At 52.1% G+C, this 21,703-nt stretch carries 21 protein-coding genes, 1 tRNA gene and 2 pseudogenes; 8 read left to right on the forward strand and 16 right to left on the reverse strand.

Features of this window, described 5'->3' with window-relative positions:
- Positions 1-405 precede the first annotated feature (405 nt).
- Together AVO44_RS21105 and AVO44_RS15855 are read left to right on the forward strand one after the other, a co-directional pair.
- On the forward strand, positions 406-672 hold the full coding sequence (locus tag AVO44_RS21105; protein ID WP_157770005.1) for a hypothetical protein: 267 nt from the start codon (positions 406-408) through the stop codon (positions 670-672).
- 82 nt (positions 673-754) lie between these two features.
- The gene (locus AVO44_RS15855) at positions 755-1,918 is read left to right on the forward strand and encodes a tyrosine-type recombinase/integrase (RefSeq protein WP_157770006.1); all 1,164 of its coding nucleotides are present in this window, start codon (positions 755-757) and stop codon (positions 1,916-1,918) included.
- 90 nt (positions 1,919-2,008) lie between these two features.
- On the opposite strand, the gene AVO44_RS15860 is transcribed toward AVO44_RS15855, so the two are convergent.
- Positions 2,009-2,929 carry a metallophosphoesterase gene (locus tag AVO44_RS15860; protein WP_068338799.1) on the reverse strand — a complete coding sequence of 307 codons (921 nt, stop codon included), beginning with the start codon at positions 2,927-2,929 and terminating at the stop codon, positions 2,009-2,011.
- Between the two features lie 476 nt (positions 2,930-3,405).
- Between AVO44_RS15860 and AVO44_RS15865 the strand changes: the two genes are divergently transcribed.
- Entirely contained in the window at positions 3,406-3,864 is a 459-nt protein-coding gene (locus AVO44_RS15865; RefSeq protein ID WP_233421999.1) for a thermonuclease family protein, read from the forward strand.
- Positions 3,865-3,981: 117 nt separating this feature from the next.
- Here AVO44_RS15865 and AVO44_RS21110 read toward each other — a convergent pair.
- A pseudogene (locus AVO44_RS21110) lies at positions 3,982-4,077 on the reverse strand (IS5/IS1182 family transposase); the annotation flags it as partial.
- Positions 4,078-4,461: 384 nt separating this feature from the next.
- On the opposite strand from AVO44_RS21110, the gene AVO44_RS15870 reads away from it, so the two are divergent.
- Positions 4,462-7,392, forward strand: coding sequence for a UvrD-helicase domain-containing protein (locus AVO44_RS15870; RefSeq protein WP_068338802.1), 2,931 nt, complete (start codon positions 4,462-4,464; stop codon positions 7,390-7,392).
- Positions 7,392-7,931, forward strand: a complete 540-nt coding sequence (locus AVO44_RS15875; protein ID WP_157770008.1) for a hypothetical protein — start codon at positions 7,392-7,394, stop codon at positions 7,929-7,931. The genes AVO44_RS15870 and AVO44_RS15875 overlap by 1 nt, the downstream gene beginning before the upstream one ends.
- An 803-nt stretch (positions 7,932-8,734) precedes the next feature.
- On the opposite strand, the gene AVO44_RS15880 is transcribed toward AVO44_RS15875, so the two are convergent.
- From AVO44_RS15880 to AVO44_RS20745, 4 genes and pseudogenes are all read right to left on the reverse strand, one after another.
- Positions 8,735-10,024 (reverse strand): AAA family ATPase, encoded by a 1,290-nt coding sequence (locus AVO44_RS15880; protein ID WP_068338809.1) that lies wholly within the window; start codon positions 10,022-10,024, stop codon positions 8,735-8,737.
- Between the two features lie 4 nt (positions 10,025-10,028).
- Complete coding sequence (locus AVO44_RS21115; protein WP_068338812.1) at positions 10,029-10,526, reverse strand: hypothetical protein; 498 nt, start codon at positions 10,524-10,526, stop codon at positions 10,029-10,031.
- Complete coding sequence (locus tag AVO44_RS15890) at positions 10,504-10,776, reverse strand: hypothetical protein (protein ID WP_169794865.1); 273 nt, start codon at positions 10,774-10,776, stop codon at positions 10,504-10,506. Before AVO44_RS15890 ends, AVO44_RS21115 begins: the two co-directional genes overlap by 23 nt.
- 466 nt (positions 10,777-11,242) lie before the next feature.
- Positions 11,243-11,439, reverse strand: a pseudogene (locus tag AVO44_RS20745) (IS5/IS1182 family transposase); the annotation flags it as partial.
- 247 nt (positions 11,440-11,686) lie between these two features.
- Between AVO44_RS20745 and AVO44_RS15895 the strand changes: the two are divergent.
- Together AVO44_RS15895 and AVO44_RS20750 are read left to right on the forward strand one after the other, a co-directional pair.
- Entirely contained in the window at positions 11,687-13,861 is a 2,175-nt protein-coding gene (locus AVO44_RS15895) for an esterase-like activity of phytase family protein (protein ID WP_068338818.1), read from the forward strand.
- 565 nt (positions 13,862-14,426) lie between these two features.
- Positions 14,427-15,182: an IS5 family transposase gene (locus AVO44_RS20750; RefSeq protein ID WP_082677522.1), complete on the forward strand. Its 756-nt coding sequence runs from the start codon at positions 14,427-14,429 to the stop codon at positions 15,180-15,182.
- A 53-nt stretch (positions 15,183-15,235) separates the two neighbouring features.
- Here the strand turns inward: AVO44_RS20750 and AVO44_RS21340 are convergent, their stop codons facing one another.
- The 10 genes from AVO44_RS21340 to AVO44_RS15945 form a co-directional block, all read right to left on the reverse strand.
- On the reverse strand, positions 15,236-15,448 hold the full coding sequence (locus tag AVO44_RS21340; protein WP_068338823.1) for a hypothetical protein: 213 nt from the start codon (positions 15,446-15,448) through the stop codon (positions 15,236-15,238).
- Positions 15,449-15,524: 76 nt separating this feature from the next.
- Positions 15,525-15,797: a hypothetical protein gene (locus tag AVO44_RS15910; RefSeq protein WP_068338827.1), complete on the reverse strand. Its 273-nt coding sequence runs from the start codon at positions 15,795-15,797 to the stop codon at positions 15,525-15,527.
- 92 nt (positions 15,798-15,889) lie between these two features.
- On the reverse strand, positions 15,890-16,159 hold the full coding sequence (locus tag AVO44_RS15915; protein WP_157770009.1) for a hypothetical protein: 270 nt from the start codon (positions 16,157-16,159) through the stop codon (positions 15,890-15,892).
- Positions 16,128-16,367, reverse strand: a complete 240-nt coding sequence (locus AVO44_RS15920) for a hypothetical protein (protein ID WP_157770010.1) — start codon at positions 16,365-16,367, stop codon at positions 16,128-16,130. The genes AVO44_RS15915 and AVO44_RS15920 overlap by 32 nt, the downstream gene beginning before the upstream one ends.
- Entirely contained in the window at positions 16,351-17,088 is a 738-nt protein-coding gene (locus tag AVO44_RS15925; RefSeq protein ID WP_068338837.1) for a hypothetical protein, read from the reverse strand. Before AVO44_RS15925 ends, AVO44_RS15920 begins: the two co-directional genes overlap by 17 nt.
- 3 nt (positions 17,089-17,091) lie before the next feature.
- A complete protein-coding gene (locus tag AVO44_RS15930) occupies positions 17,092-17,598 on the reverse strand; it encodes a hypothetical protein (protein WP_068338840.1) in 507 nt (168 codons plus the stop codon).
- A gap of 19 nt (positions 17,599-17,617) precedes the next feature.
- A tRNA-OTHER gene (locus AVO44_RS21120) sits at positions 17,618-17,711 on the reverse strand.
- A 1,275-nt stretch (positions 17,712-18,986) separates the two neighbouring features.
- On the reverse strand, positions 18,987-20,048 hold the full coding sequence (locus AVO44_RS15935) for a YeeE/YedE family protein (RefSeq protein WP_068338843.1): 1,062 nt from the start codon (positions 20,046-20,048) through the stop codon (positions 18,987-18,989).
- Positions 20,049-20,089: 41 nt separating this feature from the next.
- Complete coding sequence (locus AVO44_RS15940; RefSeq protein WP_068338846.1) at positions 20,090-20,383, reverse strand: ArsR/SmtB family transcription factor; 294 nt, start codon at positions 20,381-20,383, stop codon at positions 20,090-20,092.
- A gap of 115 nt (positions 20,384-20,498) precedes the next feature.
- A complete protein-coding gene (locus tag AVO44_RS15945; protein ID WP_068338976.1) occupies positions 20,499-20,873 on the reverse strand; it encodes a thioredoxin domain-containing protein in 375 nt (124 codons plus the stop codon).
- Positions 20,874-20,953: 80 nt separating this feature from the next.
- Between AVO44_RS15945 and AVO44_RS15950 the strand changes: the two genes are divergently transcribed.
- Positions 20,954-21,694 carry a cytochrome c biogenesis CcdA family protein gene (locus tag AVO44_RS15950; protein ID WP_068338849.1) on the forward strand — a complete coding sequence of 247 codons (741 nt, stop codon included), beginning with the start codon at positions 20,954-20,956 and terminating at the stop codon, positions 21,692-21,694.
- Positions 21,695-21,703: the final 9 nt, after the last annotated feature.

The raw sequence follows: 21,703 nt of genomic DNA on the forward strand, positions 1-21,703 counted from the left end.
CCGGGAAGTTGTTCTCAACCAAAAACAGCGATTTTGGGGAAACAAAAACCTTATTGAAGCTGGAGCGCGAGTATTCTGCACGTTTCACATGTGCATCTGCCGAGGACCTACGGATTTTGGCGCCGGTTGCAGAATTAAAGTCGAATTCAGCTATTTTCAAGCTCTCGACTACGTGAGTTTTTTGTCATTCATCCCGACCCATACGCCGTTTCATCATGCTTGAAAACGGGCGGTTTTAGAAGCCCGATATGTAGTGAATGCATGACAGAAGGGATCTACCGTCCGTTGGCGACATGACCGGGGCGTGTCACCTTTGACGTTGGCAACCCAGGTAACAAGTCCACGTCATTTACTGTTTGTTTACATTTTCGGTGTCAGATGCGGCTACCCACAAGGGAGGTGCAGTTGAATCAGAATAAAGAACGCCAACTTGAAGAAGCGCTCCTTGAGTACGTCGAGAAGTTTGGACTTCAAAGGAAGGCGAGAGAACTTTTTCTTGGGGGTACAAATGCCGTTGGCGAACGCAAAGTTGGATCTGAGCAAGAAAGAGGTGATAGCCCAACTTCCAGAGCGCAAAGCTCCATACTGGAAGATTCTGGAGTATTGTCGACACATAGGGATACAGAAATCGACTGGGAAGCCGATCTATTGGCTAGCCCGCGTCAGGCGTAGCGATCACGGGTACACACAACAGCGGCTAGCTATCGCGCGAGACTACAATGGTTGGCAAGTTGGTCACGAAGAAGCCCTTACCTTGGCCAAGGACTGGTTTGAGTCGCCTGCGGTCCAGAACATCGCGTCTCCTTCTTACCCGGTGGGAGCCACACGAAACCTTCGATACGAGAACAATTCCTTTGGCTTTACAGTTGGAGATGCCCTGCGAGACTACGTCGAATGGAAGCGCATTGCCGCGACCCGCTCGCACTTTGAAACCAACTTGTCGCTGATCAATCATCACATTATTCCGAGGCTCGGCGACCTGAAGGCAAGCGCGGTAAACAGTCGAATAGTCACGGAGTTTTGCCGGGATATTCTTGAGACTCCGCCTAAGCGCGGAAACCGACAACAGGGTCCTAGGTGCAAAATCGAAGACTTAGACCCGGAGGCGTTACGAAAGCGCAAGAAGACCGCAAACACATTGGTCGGCATATTGCGCCTAGCGCTGCGAATGGCATGGGAAAATGGAGAGATTGATTCTGACAGGGTTTGGAGATGCTTTCGACGGCTCCCCAATGCCGATGCGCCCCGTCATGTTTTCCTGACCCGTCGCCAATGCCGGGCACTTATTGAAGAGTGCCGCCCTGATCTTCATAAGTTAGTGAAGGCTGCGCTCTACTCGGGGTGTCGTGTTTCCGAGTTGGCTAGAATGAAAGTCTGTGATGTCGGTGCCGGCGTTTTCGGCGTCTATGTGCGACCGTCAAAGAACGGGCGTGCCCGATTTGTCGTGCTGTCCCAAGAAGGGATGAGCTTCTTTCTCAGGTTGTCGGCCACTCGTGACGGGGAAGATCTATTGTTCAGAATGAATTCAGGAAAGGCCTGGAGCGGAAACCATAAGCATCTATTTAAAGCCGCAGTGCTAGCCGCCAGATTACCTGATCATTTCGTGTTTCACGGCTTAAGGCACACCTACGCCAGTCAATTGGTTCAGTCAGGCACGCCGTTGGCCGTTGTCGCAGCACAGTTGGGGCATGCCAACACGGATACCGTGAGCCGCACCTACGGACATCTCTGCTGTGAAAGCATCGAAGCGCATGTCGAGCGAGGATTTGCAAGTTTGGACGAAGAACCAAGGTTGGACGTCGACGGTCTTGAAGCACTTCGGGAACGGTTATCACTGGGTGAGGCTCCATTGCCAGCACCAACGGGCTGGCCGCGCTCGAATTTTGCGTTGGCCGGCTTTGTTGGGCCAAAGCAGTAAATCGAATAGGTTGCGCCGACCACAAAGGGGTTTGCGCGTTGGGCCATTTCGATCACCGGGCCCAGCGTTTAGAACACGCAATCGGTATGTTTAGCTGATCTCTTGTGCGACTATTTGGTCTACCAAGTTCTCCTTCTGGTCGCCCTCAAACCTGTAGGCGACTAATGGTCCGCCCTTGCCAGCAGAATAGTCCAGGCACAGCGCATGAGGAGCCTCAACGCGGGGCCTGCCGGTCAACCAGTAGTGGCCGAAGAACACTGGTTTAGTGTCGGAATAAATGTAGTCAAACACATCCTCTGGTAGATTTCCATCTGGTAAGCTTGATACATCGGGAACGCTTTGGGCAGCATCTCGCCATGAACGTGCCCCATTAAGCCACCAAGCGATCCGAACATGGTGGCGTTCATGCTCTCCCTTGTCAAAAAACGAGTATCCCTCTGGAAGTTGCTTTTCGACGCCTGATGTCACGATTTGGAGGGCGTCCCACAATGGGCCTGCGGTCCAGCCTTCTCGCTCCAGATCGTCGTCTGAAAGCCGTGTATCTGAAAGTTCCGTTTTGAGAAGGTCGATAGCAGGGGCGTACCAACAGGCATGGACGGCTCTGAAAAGATCGTTCTCGAAAAACAGCGGCAAATCTTTCATCCAGTTGATGGCGTCTCGTGTCCTTGCGTCGCCAGTTGGGAATTCATCCAGAAAACTCTTATGTTGGTTTCGGTTTTTCTGAGACCGTTCACGCAGCGGTTTACCGTCAACCACCGTGTGGTAGTGGATGGCATTGAACTCGTGATTTCCCATAACCGCACAAGCCTTGCCACTGTCGATTAGCGATCTGACGGTATCCAAGACGCGTGCATTCTCGGGGCCGCGATCAATGAAGTCACCGAGGAACACAATTCGCTGCTCAGGTGTCGGCCCTATCCATCCCGAGAGCATTTTTCGCCAACCAAGATATGCAAGCAAGCCATCCAACTTGTCCGCATGGCCATGTATGTCTGGTATGATATGGTACATTTCGTGTCCTTTGTTCGCCCCTGCATTCCCAAGCAGTCGGCAGGAACGAGTGCTCAACGCAGCCAACCAAGCGTCTAGCGCTTGCGTCAGTTTCGCGCAGTGAAAAGTTTGCGAGTGTTGATCGTCCTCACACCGTGTCAAATCTTGAGAACCCTTCCAGGTTGCCGAGTCAACCCGGCGATATCCAGAGAAGCCGAAGTGTAGTCGTGGCTTGCTGGACTATTGTTCAACAATCAAAACCCTTGTCGGTGGTTATTGAGACAGAGCGAAGTAGCCATTTTTGACACTTCGGCACGGTTTGCTTAAGTGAAAAAACTTGGTGCGGTATGTTGACACGCATGTTGCCAAATACCGGTGGCAAGACACAAAACAGGTCATCCATTTGTCCGCCACAGGATGCTGGCTTTTTTAGTCCAACGCCACAACGCAATTATTTCTCTTCGCTTGTTCAGCAATAGGTTGAATTCCCGCAACACTTGAAGGATGTTACAGAAAAAATCTTTGGAGCAGTAGTGATCAAATTTATTATTCAGGTGAGCGTTTACATCGTCCTCGGTACGAGCAACGCAGTTGCTGCTGAAGAAATCAAAGGGCAGGTCACGCACGTGCGAGATGCGGATACTATAGAGGTGCGAGGCGTCCCGATACGCTTTGACGGTGTCGACGCTCCAGAACTGGATGAACCTGGAGGTGCTGAAGGCAAAAAGTGGATGGTCAGCAACTACAGTGGTAAAATGGTGCGCTGCGTATTAACCGGTGCCAAGACCTACGACCGATGGGTAGGAACTTGCTTTGGCTCAAAGGGCGAGAACCTAAGTGCTGGCGTTATCGCAGCAGTTCTTGCACGGGATTGCCCAAGATACTCTAAAGGGCGGTATAAGAAGTATGAAACCTCACTTTCGCGGTCGCGCCCAATGAAACCGTATTGCCGGTGAACGAAACACCAAGAACCTTTGGCTATCTGAGCGGCAATACGTCACTAAGGCACCTAAAAATTCTCGATGCTTATAATCGCTCTCGTTAAAATTCTTAGGCTCCAGGCTCATTGAGCATCAGAGCCAGAAGATGCCGACGGCCGCGAGAGCGATGCCTGAAAGAAGCGCTTTCAGGCATCTGTCGTAGCGGGTTGCTACTCGGCGCCAATCCCTCTGAACTATGCGAATGAGAGGATTTTATAGACTTTCAAATACACCCAATACCCGCTGAAAGGTTTCAACATCTATTTTCGCTTAGAGAACACGAGCTGAATTCACTGAAAGCTTGCAAAATGGTTGTCACTGAAAGCCCCGGCACACCTTGTCGGGCGAGCGTGGTAGACGCCGAAGTCAGTGATACAGCCATTCTTTTGAACTACACCCACCAAGATGACCACCCACGCGAACAGTGCGCAACCTTCGTGAGGATAACGGAAATCAGTTTGGTGGACTCAAAACTGTTCTTCTTCAATCGCTCGTCGACTTATTCGCCCAAAAATAGGCTGATTTTTCACACATTAGGGAGTTAACTTGGTGGTTGGCAGGTGACGAGCAAGTATGATTTTGAACCGAATTAAATCCAAACCGATTGTTGGTTTTTTGTTGGATCCTCTTGGGTCACATGCGCGCCAGCTAACCTTCGAAGACCACGAACTGACTGTTGGAGCGAAGCACGCCCACCGGCTCCATCTCCGCAATCTCGCAGAAGCTCCCACGGTTACTAAAGGATTATTCGGAAGTCAGCTTTCTGTTCATGCAGATGACAATAGTACTTATCTTCTCAAGGGGGCAAATCATCTCGAAGCTATGTCATTCGCGGAAGTAGTTCGGGCGCAATGGTTGGTTTACAACCGAGAATGTTTCGAGGCCGAAGCACAAGGCATTACTGAACTGTTGCGTACCATAGACGATTTGTCCGAGCCTAAGTGTTATCCATCGGCATGTATGTTGTCGCCCAAACTTGAACTAGCAAAGGATTTAGATCGCCGATTGTTGTCGAAGCTCCCTTCGGCTGCAATCGAAGATGCTGCAAAAAGTAAAGTAGAGAAGATTCAAGCGTTTATTGGTGACGCCAGAGCCAGACGAAATGAAGCCATATTAAAGTTCGAGAAACGGCAACTCATCGAGTGGACGGAGTTCTTTAATACGTTTGAAAGCAACCCACTCACGCCAGAACAACGTACTTCTATTGTAGCCGATGAGGACGCTACTCTCGTGCTCGCCGGGGCCGGCTCCGGAAAGACAAGCGTTATTACTGCCAAAGCCGGGTATTTGCTGAAATCTGAAACTCGGAAACCTGAAGAAGTTCTATTGCTTGCCTTCGCGCGTGATGCCGCAAAGGAAATGTCGGAACGCATCGAAGAAAAGTGCGGTGAACAACTAGAAGCCAGAACGTTTCATTCACTGGCCTACGACATCATCGGTACTGTGGAAGGCAGCAAACCGGCTCTTGCGGCCCATGCGACGGATGACAAAGCGTTCCTCGCTCTAGTCAGGGATATCTTAAGTGATCTCGTAAAGACCGCGACTGATGTTTCTAAGGCCATCATCGGCTGGTTCGCTTACGCTCGGCTCGAAGAAAAGAGTGAGTGGGACTTCAATCAGAAGCACGCCTACTACACCTTCATTGAGAAGGCGGACCTCCGCACACTTCAAGGTGAGCAGGTCAAAAGTTTCGAAGAGCTGATGATAGCCAACTGGTTATTCGAAAATGGCATCGAATACGAATATGAACCGAACTACGAGCACAAGGTGTCAGAAGGCGGGTTTCGGGATTATTGCCCTGACTTCAAGCTGACCAAGAGTGGCGTTTACATCGAACATTTTGGTGTTCGCAGGAAGCGGGCTGCGGACGGCACTTATGAGTTAACAACTGCTCCGTTTGTCGACCAAGAAGAATACCTGGAAAGTATGGAGTGGAAACGGGGTGTCCACGAAGAACATAAAACCACTCTAATCGAAACATATTCTTATGAGCGCCAAGAGGGTCGCCTGCTTGAAGCTTTGGCTGAGAAAGTCACCGAATACGAGGAGCTGGCTCCGAGATCGCCAGAAACTTTGTTCGACAGGGTTGTGGAGCTAAAGCAGGCCGACAGTTTCGTGCAGTTGGTTGGAACCTTCCTGCGCCACTACAAGGGTGGGGGATACCATATTCGCGAATGCTCTGAAAAAGCAGAAAAGCTGAAACTCGGAAAACGGTCGAAGGCTTTTCTAACGATCTTTGAACCGGTCTATGAAGAATATCAAAGACGACTAAATGGGCGGATCGACTTCGAAGACATGATACTGCGTGCCTCTGAGTACGCGGAGAGCAAAGAATTTGTGAGCCCATTCAGACATATTCTCGTAGACGAGTTTCAGGATATCTCACGCAGTAGAGGGCGATTGGTCAAAGCTCTCAAAGCTCAGCATTCTGATGCACGGGTTTTCGCAGTTGGTGACGATTGGCAGTCTATCTACAGATTTGCAGGATCTGACATCAATCTCATGCGGCACTTCGGGGAAGAGTTTGGTGGTGTCTTTGATGGAGAAACAGGTGTGCACCGGACTGTTGACCTTGGGAGGACATTCAGGTCTGTCGATCAAATTGCGCACGCTGCAAAACGGTTTGTCCTGAAAAACCCAGCTCAACTAACAAAAATCGTAATCCCAGCTGGAGTTGCTGAGGCACCGGCGCTTAGGGTTGTATCGACTTTCCGCCATGATGCGGATCTCAAGCTGACCCAAGTCTTAGGCTCAATACCGCAAAACCTAGACGGCGAGAAAAAGACGACGGTACTGCTGTTGGGCCGATATCGACACCTTGCTCCGGCAGGATTAACCGGCTTGCGACGCGCTTTTCCCCAGCTGGACATCACGTTCAAAACAATTCACTCATCGAAGGGACTGGAAGCTGACCATGTCATTGTCCTCAATCTGTTCAGGGGGCGTACTGGGTTTCCCTCCGAGATTGTTGATGACCCTCTTCTAAACATGGTCTCACCGGATGCTGAGCCATTCGAAAACGCGGAAGAGCGACGCGTCATGTATGTCGCCCTAACCAGAGCAAGAAAAACCGTGACACTGATGAGCTCCGCATCTATGCAATCCGCTTTTGTTACCGAGCTGCTTGAAGATCCTGAGTATGGCATTCTTGGTGAGCCCGAATTTCAGCAAGAAAACCACATTTGCGGCGAATGCGGTGGACAACTTCTAGCGTTTCCAACCAAAGACGGTCGTTTCTGGTACAGGTGCGAACACGCTGATCTATGCGGCTTTTCAATCTCTGCTTGCTCAAGTTGCGGCAAAGGATTTCCGACGAGAGTCGAGGGATCTAAACTAAAAAAATGTACCTGCGGTGCAGAGTACCCAAGTTGTCCGGCGTGCGAAAACGGATGGTTGGTTGAACGAAACGGCCGGTATGGCAGTTTTTTGGGGTGCATTAGTTTTCCCCGTTGCAAAGGGAAGATGAAGGCAATGCCAGCGACGCTTCATGCTAAGGAGCTTTAGTGAAAAAACAAAACTTCAAAAATTGCATAACTAGCGCCGTCACACTTGTTGAATTGCGTGAAGCGGTAGGCATCCATTTTTCCGTATGGTCCATGCTTGAACGCAGCTTGCAATCAGCATTGGCCGACTTCGGCGCCAACGGAAAGAAAGCCCAGCGACAAAGCCTTTCCCAAAAATTGGATCTTTGGAAGCAGTTTCACCTCGACAGAGCATCGGAACGCGACTTGCACAAGGAATTCGTAGTTGAAATCCACTCCATACTTCTAAGCTCGCTAGAAATTCGAAATCGTCTTGCACATGGCATCACTGGTTGGTCGGCTCGTGCCCCTGGGCGGTCTGAGAATGCCAGCATTTCCACAGAGCTAAACGACAAAAAAATTGTTGTAGATTATGGAGAACTCAAGAGGATTACGGAGCAAACAGGTACAATTGCCTCTCATATGGATCGAATTACTTCGTACGTATTTGAGCCTGACAAATGGCGGCACAGTGATCTCCATGCTGAAATTCGAAAGATGCTCTACAGGTCAAATCGGTAGGTCGGCTACGCGGTGAATGCGTAGCTTGCGATGAATCTTGCGTTTGTCCTAATGCACAATCATCGACTTTATCCCAAAACTGGGAGGCTAAAGGAAATGTCCCGCGAGTAACGACATATCTACAGTTGTCGTGCGAACTCAAAAGGCGCGCACCGGACGCCGAAAACAACAAGGCCAGCATCGATGTCATGACGAGTTTTGCCGATACTGGCGATTGGGATGTTAAGGAGAATCCCTACGAAATGTTTAAATTAAGAGTATAAACACACAATTTTAGGTGTAGTGGTTCCGATGTGATCTGACAGACGCCGCCGGAAAAACGGTCAGCTGTCAGATCACATCGAGACTAATTCATTTTAGGGCTGCCTGGGGGCCACCCTCGCGTGGACCCCGACGGGCGGGGAGAGGCTGATTCAGTCCTCAAGAAACTCTAGATCAAGATCTTTGTCGAGACTCCCCCCAGAGCTCCTGGACGAGCTCTGAGAAGCTACCATCTGGTTGTTTCTGAGTGCCCGCCGGTGAGTCCGGGGCGGCGGTAGCTTTTTTGTCGTCACTCACGTTAATCTCCAATCACACACAATAATTTTTAAACTTAAGGTTCAGGTATGCAAATGGAGGCAGCTGTACTCATTTCCATTCTCGTATCCGCAGTTCTGACAGCGACAGCGCTCAGCCTGGTCTTGTTTGCGCTCAAGTATGGTGGGCGCTTCTGCGATTGGGGTATGATTCACATAAACTACAACTCTCAACCTTTTCGTTTTCCCATGTAGTGAAATGGTTTCTCTCGGATCCTTTCAGACCTGCTAGTTCCAAGTGATGCCTTTTGATTTTTGATGAAGGAGGCCGCGCACAAATCGTCTCAGAATCCGTACCGACCTGTGCTGCTCATACGTGTCCACCAGCGCCTCGACATCACCCAGATCCAGGCAAAAGAACTCAGGCCTTAGTCCAAATTCGGCGGCAAACTCGTTCACCAGGCTCTGAATGATCGCAGGCAATTGTTCCGTTGTCGGTGGCGGGATCTCATAAATGGTGCAGCGACTAAGCAAAGGGGCAGGAACGCCACTCAGATCATTTGCGGTCAAGATCCAACTCACGTGAGAGGCATCCACGTCAGTCGCCAGATACTTCTCTCGATATCGTCTGGCCTCAGAGGGTTCCAGCATTGCCAAAAGTTCGCCGACTATGTCTCCGTTGCGACCTGAATGAGTCTTGTCAATTTCATCCAGAATGATCGCGGGATTTAGAACGCGGGCCATTGCCACGGCTTCTGTCACAATGCCTGCATGCGCAGAACTCCATCCTGCGGAAAGACCAAACAGGTGGTTTTCCGACTTGCCCCCAACATTTGCGCTTTGGACGTGAAGGCCGAGCGCTCCACACACTGCTTTTGCAAAGGCAGTTTTGCCGACACCGGGTTCACCCACTAGAAGTGTCGGTTGGATTTGAATGACGTCGGATCCCATACCCCAGTTGCATTCAATGTTGTGCGCGATGCCCGCAGTAACTGGCTCACAATGAGGAAACGTCAGCGAAAGGGCTCGGAGTGTATTCAGCTGATCAAGTGAAGCCAGTCTGGCGAACTGATCGCTCCAGGTTGTGAGTTGTTGGATATGGGCCGGCATCTCGTTTCGGAGCGTGCGCGGCAAGTAGTCGAAGTCCTCTCTGTCCAGTAGATAACGTGCCGCAGCGGATTTTTGGTCTCCTGTATCAGTTGCTTTCGGCGACATATCGATGGCATGGCGCTCTGCGATGATGCGCATGACATCCTTCCACAAGTCCAGGCTGGGCATTTGTTTCACTGCGTCCCCGCCAAAGATCGCCAGAATTGGATCGATCTCTTCCAATCGAGCAATCTCGTCTTGTCGCCAATCCTCAGGATCTTCACTGAAAGCCGCCGCTTCTTTAGACCGATCTTTGATCACCGCGTGAAGATCTTCGGAACTGGTGTTGTGAAGAACCATTTGTTTTACGTTTTCCCAGTCCCTGCGGATGCTGACGGCACTCAAGACAAGTCGGAGAATGTCAGCCTTGTCATGGCAGAAGCCTGCCAGAGCCATGATTTCGGTTTCTTGCCAGCTTGTGTCACTCATCTGACTACCAACCTTTCGCCACACAGGCGGGGCACCTGTGTCCCGAAGCTCCCCAAGCGATCTGTCCGATATAGCCACAGCTGCGACATTGCAGAGCATTTCTCTTTGCACGAGGGTTCAGTCCCACTTTGGGAAAGGTTTGCATCCGCTTGGCGGCTGCTTCGTGCGCGTGCCAACAACATAGGTTGGTGTGCCAAAAGCCAATGACCTGCGGTGTGGAGACGTTACCGCACCGTTCACAGGACATTCCTGCTTCCTGAACAGCTTTCTGTAATCTCGATTCAATGAAGGTGCCTTCTTGTGCACCATCAATATAGACCCGAAGCGAACCGAATTTTTGTTTGATCTGAGCGACCCGGGGATAGTTCTCGTCGCGCTGGTCGCAATGCTTCTTGATCGCTTCAAAGCACTCAGTGGTAATTCGAACCCAGCCGAGATTGTCTTTACCGAGGCACTTTTCTACTGAGGCGCGGATGTCATCATAGTCGAACGTGTTCGGCATCTAACGCACCTCCGTCTTCAAAGTACTCGGAACCTTGCTGAGCGCTCATTTCCTCCAACCGCGTGATCAGCCATTGCATCCCTTCTTTTGTTTCGGCTGCGACAGTCGATTTCCGAATGGGAAAGTCTTCGTCCGGCAATCCGAAGGGGAGCGTTTTCTTCAGTGCACCAGTCGAGATGCGAGGTTTGATTTCCAACGCTAGCTCGCCGTCGATGAACGCCTTCAAGGGCCGTTCAAGTCTGTAATTCAATTTTGCGTCTTGTGACATGTGTTGCCTCCAGTGGATGGTAGGAGGCGTCGGAATCGAACCGACTCGTGCACTCTAATCTGGAGCAATTACAAGGATATAAGCCTCGCCTGCATACCAATGCTGCCTCCCACGGATTTCGCGTGGGTTATCGACCTCAGGCCGATATTCGATGGCAGTGGATGCGTGTGTATGTCATGGCTAGAGGCTGAACCAGTTCGTATCACGATGTCAATACGGAGTGTGCTGAACCTTGAAATCCACCGCGTAGTTCCGGGAACCTTCTAGCTTAACGTGTGCCCAAGAGGCCGAAGCAACTACGTTAGAGTTCAGTTCAGCGTGGAGTCGCTCTCAGGCGGTGAGTCGATTCGATACTCTGTGTTTCAGGCTTGAAATCTGAAACCTCGCCGAAGATCAGAAAATGACAGATCAAAACTCGCTCGAGTGACCGAAATTCTAGGACCAGGATTCATAACAGATAGATGACGAGAACCGCTATGGCGATGGCTGAGAGAAAGGCTTTGAGACAACAGTCATAGCGGGGTGCCACGCGCCTCCAATCCGCGAGCCTGCCAAACAAAATTTCTATGCGGTCTCGTCGTATGTATCTGCGCTTGTCGTACTTGAACGGCGTCTTGCGTTGCTTGCGCCGGGAATGCAGGGACGTCTAGCCGATGCAGTGAATGTTGAAACAGTTAGTCTACAAGGCTGGTTTCGGCGTACGCACCCCGAAACGGGGTATCTTTAACGTTGGTTTCGTCGGCACAGCTGTTAGTGCTTCACTGGCAAAATAGTAAGTCTGATCTGTTTTAACTCTAAGCCGGGACTAAGTTCACAAAACTTAGACAAAACTGTCATGAAGCTGTCTTGCCCCTACGGCACCCCCGTCGTGTCCATCCAAGGGGGATCTTCAATGACATATCGTGCTGTGTGCCTGACTTCGGTTTTCGCTCTGACAGCGTCGGCGGCAAGTGCCGACATGCATTTCAACCGCATCGCGTCGTTTCCGGTGGTCCAGAACATGGCGGAGGGCGAGGATATCAATCGCGAGTCCAGCCCAGAGATCATCGACGTCACGGCGGACGGTGTGACGCTAGTCTACACGGACAGCCCTCTGGGTGCTCTGGGCCGTATCGACATCACCAACCCGTCTGATCCTCGCCCCTTAGGCAATATTGACCTTGGCGGTGAACCCACCAGCGTCGTAGTTGTCGGCAGCACAGCTCTTGTCGGCGTGAACACATCTGAAAGCTACACCTCACCTTCAGGCATGGTAAAAGCTATCGACGTGGCGTCAGGCAACGAGCTTAACACATGTGACATTGGCGGCCAGCCAGACAGCCTTGCAAAATCGCCGGACGGCAAGTTCATTTCGATTGCTATCGAGAATGAGCGAGACGAAGACCTGAACGATGGCATCATCCCGCAGCTCCCTGCCGGCAATCTTGTAATGATCGATGTCTCGGAAGCAGGTCTGAACTGCGACAGCATGCTGGTCGCTGACCTGACCGGTCTGGCCGACGTTGCGCCTACCGATCCCGAGCCGGAATACGTGCACATCAACAGCCTTGGTGAGACGGTTGTGAGCTTGCAGGAAAACAACCACATGGTTGTAGTGGCGCGTGATGGGTCCATCGTGAACCATTTTCCCGCGGGAGCGGTTGATCTGGAGAATATAGATGCGACCGACGAACGCGGTGCGCTCATCTTCACCGAAAGCCAGCTTGGTCGTTTGCGCGAGCCGGATGCCGTCGCCTGGATCGACGACCTACACTTTGCAACCGCCAACGAAGGTGATTACGAAGGCGGCTCACGCGGTTGGACGATCTTTAACAAGGACGGCACGGTTGTGTACGAGTCCGGCAAGTCTTTTGAAGAAGCCATCATCCATATCGGCCACTATCCGGACAAGCGCTCCGACAGCAAAGGCGTTGAGCCCGAAAGCGTGACCTTCGGTGTTTTCAATGGTACGCCGTATGTGTTCGTTGGCTCCGAACGCGGCAGCGTCGTTGGCGTCTACAATGTGAAAGATCCTGCAAATCCGGTGCTCGAACAATTGCTTCCGTCCGGCGTTGGTCCGGAAGGCTATGTTACAATCCCAGAGCGCAATCTGCTTGTTTCAGCCAACGAAGCCGACCTGATCGAAGACGGCGGCGCGCGGGCTCATGTGATGCTCTTCGAGTATCAAAACGCCCCTGCGGTCTATCCGCACCTGACAAGTGCAGGCATGGATGAACTGACCGGCTGGGGTGCGATCTCTGGCATGGTTGCCGAGGGCGAAGATACGGTCTGGGCTGTCAACGACAGTTTCTATGGCTATCAGCCGACGATCTTCCGTATCGATGTGACCTCAACCCCTGCGCAGATCACCGACGCCATCCGCGTCACACGGGCAAATGGAGAGGCGGCACAAAAGCTCGACATGGAAGGCATCACGCTTGACGGAGACGGCGGCTTCTGGGTTGCCTCCGAAGGCCGCACCGACCGCGTAATTCCGCATGCGCTTTTTCATATCTCCGCTGACGGTCAGATCGAAGACGAGATCGGCCTGCCGGCGGAACTGATGGCGGTCGAACGGCGCTTCGGCTTTGAAGGCATCACCAAAGTTGGAGACACACTTTGGATGGCCGTTCAGCGAGAATGGGCTGACGATCCCGCGAACCACGTGAAGCTAGTGGCCTATAACACTGAAACCGAGGAGTGGGGCGCAGTGCTCTACGAGAAAGCTGAGCCCGAGACCGGTTGGGTTGGGCTTTCCGAGATCACCTTCCATGGCGATTTCGTCTATGTCGTTGAGCGGGACAACCAGCATGATTTCCGTGCGGTGACCAAAAAGGTCTACCGTATCCCGCTGTCCGAGATGAAGCCCGCGCCGCTGGGGAGTGATCTTCCGGTCGTCAGCAAGGAAGAAGTGCGCGACCTTCTCCCGGACCTGCGTTCAACCGGTGGCTACGTGCTGGACAAGGTTGAAGGCCTCGCCATCACGCCGTCGGGTACTGCCTATGTCTCCACGGACAACGACGGTGTCGATGACCACTCCGGTGAGACGATGTTCTTCTCCATAGGAATCGTGGACAGCGGTTCCTGATACCAATGCACATAGGTCGGCCCGGCTGACGTGGCCGGGCTGGTTGCTCGACGTCGAACCTCAGCCGCGCGGCATTTTTTATTGAATGAGTATCTGAGTGTCTTACAGCTCTTGACTTCAAACAAAGCCAAATTTGTTGCGCAGCCGAAAGGCATCATGTGCTATTGTCCCGTTATGAGCGACGAAACCTTAATCAGCATCGCTGTATCTTTTACCTTGGTCGGCTTTGGCTTGTGGCTAAGCTGGTTTGCCGTGAATAGTGGAGGCAAGCGTAGGAAGAGAGACCCGAAGCTGGTTAAAGAGTTCATGCGCAATATTGATTGGTCTCGGTTGGATGCTGTAATGAATCCTCCAAGTCATACTCCTTCCGACAGTCATCGAGCTGACACTCATTGAGACCCGACTATTTTCAGGAGCTTCTCCACTACAATTTACGAAGGTGTGAAGTCTTGGTCGATCTGGGGACCCTCTAACCCGTCCGAAATTATTCGAAACCGGTCTAGGCTCAGGACCCATTGATTTTGGCTGGGCAGCATGATTCATTGTTCGGAAAACGAACGGTGACATGTCTGATCTCTTCTGGCTAAGCGACGCACAGATGGCGCGTCTGGAGCCCTATTTCCCGAAGTCCCACGGTAAGCCGCGTGTCGACGCCCGGCAAGTTCTGAGTGGGATTATCTTCGAAAACCGCAATGGGTTACGCTGGCGTGATGCGCCGACAGAGTATGGTCCACATAAGACGCTTTGCAACTGTTGGAAGCAATGGAGCGATAAGGGCATCTTTGCACAGATGATGGCTGGCCTGGCGGCTCAGCACGGCGAGAAGAAAACAGTGATGATCGATGCGACCTATCTGAAGGCACATCGCACCGCGTCCAGCCTGGGCGCGAAAAGGGGGCGTGGTCGCCTGATCGGTCGCACCAAGGGCGGCATGAACACGAAACTGCATGCTATTTGCGATAGCCGGGCGCGCCCTATCAACTTCTTCGTCTCTGCCGGACAGGTCAGCGATTACATCGGTGCGAAGGCGCTGCTCAGAAGCCTGCCTAATGTTGACTGGCTACTCGGGGACCGGGGCTACGACGCGGATTGGTTCCGAGACGCCTTGCAAGACAAAGGGATACGCGCCTGCATCTCCGGTCGAAAGCAACGTAAGACACCCGTGAAATACGACAAACGCCGCTACAAACGACGCAACCGCATCGAGATAATGTTCGGCAGGCTCAAGGACTGGCGTCGTGTCGCGACCAGATATGATAGGTGCCCCAAGGTCTTCTGTTCAGCCATCGCTCTCGCCGCAATCGTCTTGTTCTGGCTATGAAACGAGAACGAGTCCTGACCCTAGTGTCCGAATTGTAAGGCGGTAGCTCAGACTTACGGCTTGTCCGCAGCGGACTGCTTTTCGCCGGGTCGATAAAGGACTCTGTCCAGCTGCGACCAGTCGACGTTTCGCATCAGTTCTTGCACGGCTTCTGGGTCTACTGTTCTGTCTTTACCGCTTTGTTTGACGACGAGACGTACGAACCAGATGCATAGGCTGATGATAGCAAATGATACGGCAAGGCTGATTAAGGTTTCGGTACTCATAGTGGAATTATATCACACCGTGGTCTTGATGTCCGGCCAGATGACGTTTTGTATTTCGGCAGAATTTCCGCATCGCTCACACGACTTCTTGATCCTCTCGACACGTGTCTCCAGCTCGTCGAAGATATTTCGATTGCATTTTTCGTGTGTAGACGCGCAACCCGCCTAACTTTTGTTTGATCTGCACGACAACCGGCAGCTTAGTTCCAAAGATATCCGGGCGTTGAGCAACACTGAGCTTCACATCCTCCAGCACGAGTACGAGCTGGTCAGCCCACCCCATACGCTGCTCTCCAAGGGCTTTAAGCACGCTGTTATGGATGTCATTCCAATCAACTACTTGGTTCATAGGTCACATCCTCCCATGTATTTTGAAACGGTTGCTGCGGATAACATTCTTCTGAAGTTTGGAGCGCAGCCGACAAGCAAGGATTTCTGATGTCACGCAGTTCTCGTGTGAAGTATCAATCCAACGCTATGTGACCAAGTGATCTCAAAGCCTTTCGGGCAGGGCATCTCCAAGCCCGGTTGCATCGCCTTTGCAAACTCCGCCCAAATCCAGTCTCCTACATCCTGGAACACACTGAAAGGAGCCTTGTCAGCGCGCAGTTGGACCAACATCTGGTCTCGCCATGTCGCCATGTCGCCATGTCGCCATGTCGCCCATTCGCACATGATGTTATGTGCTGTTTTCCAAGGGATCCCAGGCATCGAGTCCGTCCTCTCTCAACCGCTTGGCCTTTGCATTGATGATTTTCCGGATCACCTCGTCGGTCATCTCTTCATAAGTGAGATGTCGAAAATCTGGGGGCCCAACTGGGAACCAGGCTCCAAGATCGTCATCGTGAACTGCAAACGTCATTTTCAAGAAGCCGAGGTCTTCGGTATCTGTGAAAACTGGCTCAATTGTCTTGGTCATCATCGTCACCCAATCGACGTTTGTGCGCTGCAATGTGCTCGGCTAGGTCTCCAACGAGGTTTCCAGCAGCGATGTCTTTTTCCAAAAGCTCAAGGAAGGCTTCGAGTGCTGGATCTGTGTGCTCGTCCTCGCTCTGGTCATCGCCATTGACTTCACTAGTGATGCGCTCATCTAACTCGCGAATGCTCGCCCGAATCTGCGACAGCAATTCGTTGTCACTCTCTTCATGCACCTTGCGCGCTCTGATCTCATCTGCGGAAATCGGATCAGATAGTTTTGCCCGGCCAAGTGCGATCCCCGCTTCTTTCAGTGCCAGAAGAGCTCGAGTCAGTGGACCAACCTCGACGTCAGCAGCGAGCGCGTCGAGCTCCTCTGCGCTGGTGATCGGATCAGACAGTGGTACTTGTCCGGCGAGAAACTTGGCTTTCTTCAGCTTTAGGAATGCGCGCGTCACGTCATCAGCCTTAGTGCGGGGCTGTCGCGCACCGGTCTCCTCCAGCCACATTGAAGCGATCTTCTCAACGAGTGACCACACAGTCTGCTCGCGATCATGCTGCGAGATCTCGAAGCGTACTGCTTTCTCTTCGATACCGAGCTGCTCGGACTGTCGTTCGTTCACGCGCACTTCGTAGTCGCAGAGCCCTCTAATATCCTCACTGACGTTCCCGGCATGTGCCCGGGCGATTTCTCTTTCGTTTACGTAGACAACGATTTTGAGCATCACTCACCACCCTTTCTGCACACATGCAGGACAACGTCCGCGCTCATCTGTTCGATCTAGCTGGCCGAAATAGCCACAAACTGAGCAGGTCAACCTGCCCCGAACGGGCATTTTCCGAACGCCAAACAGCCGGTGTCGTTCCGGATGACGTTTGCTCGCGACATCATGCGCGCACCAGCAGCAAAGTGTCGTGTACCAGCCATCCAGCAGCTGGGTTTCTGAGCTATTCCCGCATCGTTCACAGCTGTGATTTGCTCGCGCAATCGTCGCAGCGATCAAGGACTGAATGTGTCGATCATCACACCGATGATAGATGCGGAGTTCTCCCAGCTTTTCCTTGATCTGGAGGACAAACGGATAGGTGGCACCCTTCAGATCGCAGTATTCTTTGACCTCTGTGAAGAGCTTCGTGACCAAGCCGGACCAGCCTTCGGGTGTGCGTCCGAGGCTCTCCTCGACCGATTGCTTGATATCGCTGAAATCAATTGCGTTCGTAACGTCGTCCGCCATGTCGGACTCCTCTTGAGGATGGTAGGAGGCGTCGGAATCGAACCGACTCGTGCACTCTAATCTGGAGCAATTACAAGGATATAAGCCTCGCCCGCATACCAATGCTGCCTCCCACGGATTTCGCGTGGGTTATCGACCTCAAGCCGATATTCGATGGCAGTGGATGCGTGTGTACGTCATGACCGGAAGCTGAACCAGTTAGGGCCACCGTGTCAAGTCGAAGTGCGCGGTAGCCCGAGATTCACCGCGTAGTTCTGGGAACCTTCTAGCTAAACGTGTGCCCAAATCACTGAAGCAACTTATTTGGAGGGTTGGTCAGCATGCAGTAGCTCTCACATAGTGAAACGATTCGACACTCAATGTTCAGGGATTGAACTTACAACTACGCTGAAGATCAAAATACGACGGATCAAATCTCGCGAAAGTCACCGAGTCTCTAGGGCTAGCTCAAACACTGCGGCTGGGCTGTATCCGACTGCCCGACGCTGGTCCAATATAGGATTTCATCCAGCTGCGACGGGTCGATGTTCGCATCAGCTCTTCCACGGTCTCTCGATCTATCATTCCGTCTCGACCAATATGCTCTATGACGTGACGTATCAGCCGAATGCATATCAAGCCCCCACGGCCGGAGTTTAATTTTGAGATCTATCGCAAGCGTGCAAGTGAACTGCGTTCGTCAAACTATGGTTGAAACTTGCCGATCAAATCGTAGTTGTGATTGAAGGAAAATGCTATAAAGTTGTAGGACTTGTACAGAAACCACTGTCAATTGAGCGTGTACGTTGAACCGCGCAGACTTATGGGCCAATCGTGCAAAGTTATGCGCAAACATCGCGCAAAGTTATGGGCGAGCACACTTGAATTTCATGAATGAAATCAATGATAGGAATGCAGCGTTATGCGCGTACCTACAGCTGTTGTAGGTGCGCGCATAACACTTCGCGCACCTCATAGGCTCGCGCAGCCACTTGCAAAAAACAGCGATGCGCAGGAAGCGCGTTTTGCAATCTAGGCCGTCTGATGCAACCGGCTGGGGTTTTATGCTGCGGTGCACCTCGTCGCTTCTGCCGTTTGCTACGGATGAAAAAGAAGCTAGCGGATCGGCGAAAAAATGACGTTACATCCCAAAGCTTCGTCCGTCCTATAACCATGGCTGTTATTTCCGGTTACAGAATCTGGAGGCGCTGACGCGACGGTACGGCAAGCTTTGGCGTGTCCTTTGCGGGGTGATCAAGGATGAAGTCAGAAGGAAAAAACATTGATTTGTTATGATGATGGCAGAACAGCCAGCACCATAGCAACCTAACCATGTTCTATTATGCTTCTGTGCAGCGCGTGCGCTGCGCCGACGCGAAGCCCGACCCTTACTGATTTGGACTGTGAACTCAACGCTCAGTAATGAAAGATAGTCCAGACACGAGTTGCCTCAATCCAAGGGCTGCACCCACAAATATCGCAGCGAAGGTTACAGGCGCGCTGTAGGTCAGAAGTGAGAAGGCAGATATGCCTTGTCCGACGCTGCAACCAACCGCGATGATCGCTCCTGGACCCATAATCGCCGCGCCCAGCATTTGCCGCTTGAGCTCACGCGGATCTTCGCATGCTTCCCATCGGAAATGGCCTTTGGACCAGGATCCCAAAAACGCGCCGATGAGAACGCCTGAGACTGAGCCAACCGCAAAGGACAACGTGTTTCCGGATGCTGTCATCAGGTAGAATATCGTATCACCCAAGGGAGCGGCAAAGGTATGGGTTTGCACCGATTCGCCGTCAAAGCCGTGTGTTGCAACCCAATTGGTGCCTAGCCAACCTGAGACGATCGCCAGCCCAACGACAGCTCCCCAAAACACTTGTGCCGGACTGCGGCGGAAGCGCTGGTTCGCCAAGGCGAACATCACCAAAACAACGCCGATAACTGAGCCGACGAGCCAAGCTGGAATAGAGGTCAGCCGTTCGGAAAGAAAGCTTATACTCTGGGGGTTATCGATATCCATTTCCACAGGAAAGACCCAAACCCGCAGATATGCCAGGGGTCCGGACATTACGACGTAAGCAGAAAGACCCATGATCAAAACGATGACGAATGATCGAAGGTCGCCGCCCCCAAGCCTTGCCAGCGCGCCATAGCCGCAGTTTCCGCTGATCGCCATTCCGTAACCGAACATGAGGCCACCCACGATCGAACCAAGTGGGTTCCAGGTCTGTGCAAGATACCTTGTTCCAACAGGGTCCAGCCACCCGAAAGCCATAGCTAAGTGGCTGCCGACAATTGCTACGCCGATCGCAATTACCCACATCCGCAGCCGCCGGTCATCATCTGCGTAAAGGTAGTCTTCGATTGCACCCAACGTGCAAAAGCGACCGACACGTGCGGCCAGTCCCAATACGATGCCACCAATCAAACCGATCAGAGCAACTGTGTTTGCATCTCCCAATGCTTCGAACATTGCCAGTCTCCTCCCAAAGCTGGCGGTTTTCTGAACGGCTTCTACTTTTCCCTACAGAAAAGATCGTAAACGACTTCTAGTATTTGCGTCGATCGATCATCAGCCAATCTGTAGTAGATCGCTTTCCCCTCGCGTCGCGTTTTCACCAAGCCCTCAAAGCGTAAGCGCGATAATTGTTGAGACACGGCAGCCTGACGTGCCGAAAGCATTTCTTCCATCTGCGTTACAGATTTTTCCCCTGAAGACAGATAACACAGAATCATCAGGCGTCCCTCATGACTGATTGCCTTGAGGAAACTTGATGCCGTCTGAGCATTCTCCATCATTCTGTCCATGTCTTCGGAGCACGTATCCTTTGAGAACACTGGCAGTTTCGAAGATTTGTCCAACAAGATCGCCTCGCTTTCATGGCTTCAAGTATTCAAAACAGTTTATGTAGTCTGCGGCAGTTTATCCAGAGGCCTTAATCGGAACCCCAGCGTCACGTAGCAAGACGCCCAGCAACCCCCAGAAAAAGTCCTCACCGGGATATCCTTCGATTCGGCCGACCTCTCGGCCGTTGTTCAGCAGAACAAAGGTCGGCGTGTAGTAAAGAGGCCGTTCCAATGCGATCCCATCAGGCATGGCTGCGTTGATATCAACGCGTTGCAGCGGAGCGGCATTTCCTTCGGGTGATTTTGGGTAGATCTCTGAGATTTCGGAATCCCAGCGGGCACACCACATACACCCATCTTCTTCGGCCATCAGAAGCGTCATTTCTGCCCGTACTGCCACGGGAGAAACAAGCAACGCAGTTGCAAGTACGAGCAGAATTAAGTGGCGCATCTCAAGCTCCGATTGACCGCGACGCAATATCTTTATTATTTTGAATGTATGAATGATAACGCACCGAGACAGGTTTGACCATGCTCGACATTACATTTGCAGGAGCTTTGGTCGCAGGACTGTTATCTTTTCTGTCACCCTGCATCCTGCCTATTGTACCTTTCTACCTCAGTTATCTGGCGGGAGTCGGGATTGATCAGATTTCTGCTGGTTCCGCCATTTCCGGCACCGTTCGCCGCAGGGCAACGTTTTCGGCAGTCGCATTTGCGGCAGGGATCATAACGATCTTCATGGCACTTGGAGCGACCGCTTCGATATTTGGCCAGATGGTACGAGAGTATTTCGACATCCTGCGTTGGATCGCAGCGGCCATCATCATTGCGATGGGTCTGCATTTCCTGGGGATTATTCGCATCGGGTTCCTGTATCGCCAGTTTCGCGCAGACGTCGGCGAGACATCAAACGTAAGCCTGATTGGGGCATATGTTCTTGGATTGGCATTTGCTTTTGGCTGGACACCCTGCGTCGGGCCAGTGCTTGCCGCGATCCTGTTCACGGCCGCCGGGACTGAGACGGCCTGGCGCGGGGCGGTGCTGCTATTCGTTTATGGGGTTGGAATGACTGCACCGTTTGTTCTGGCGGCCTTTCTGGTTCGCCCCTTCATGCAATGGATGGCGCGGTTCAGAAGGCACTTACCACTTATCGAAAAGGCAATGGGCGGTTTGCTGGTCGTTTTCGGCACTCTCATTGCCACTAATTCCATCAATCACATCGCACAATGGATGCTCGACCATATGCCGTGGCTCGCAGCTATTGGGTAATTTGGGAGG

This window comes from Ruegeria profundi (genome assembly GCF_001507545.1).
Classification (GTDB): Bacteria; Pseudomonadota; Alphaproteobacteria; order Rhodobacterales; family Rhodobacteraceae; genus Ruegeria; species Ruegeria profundi.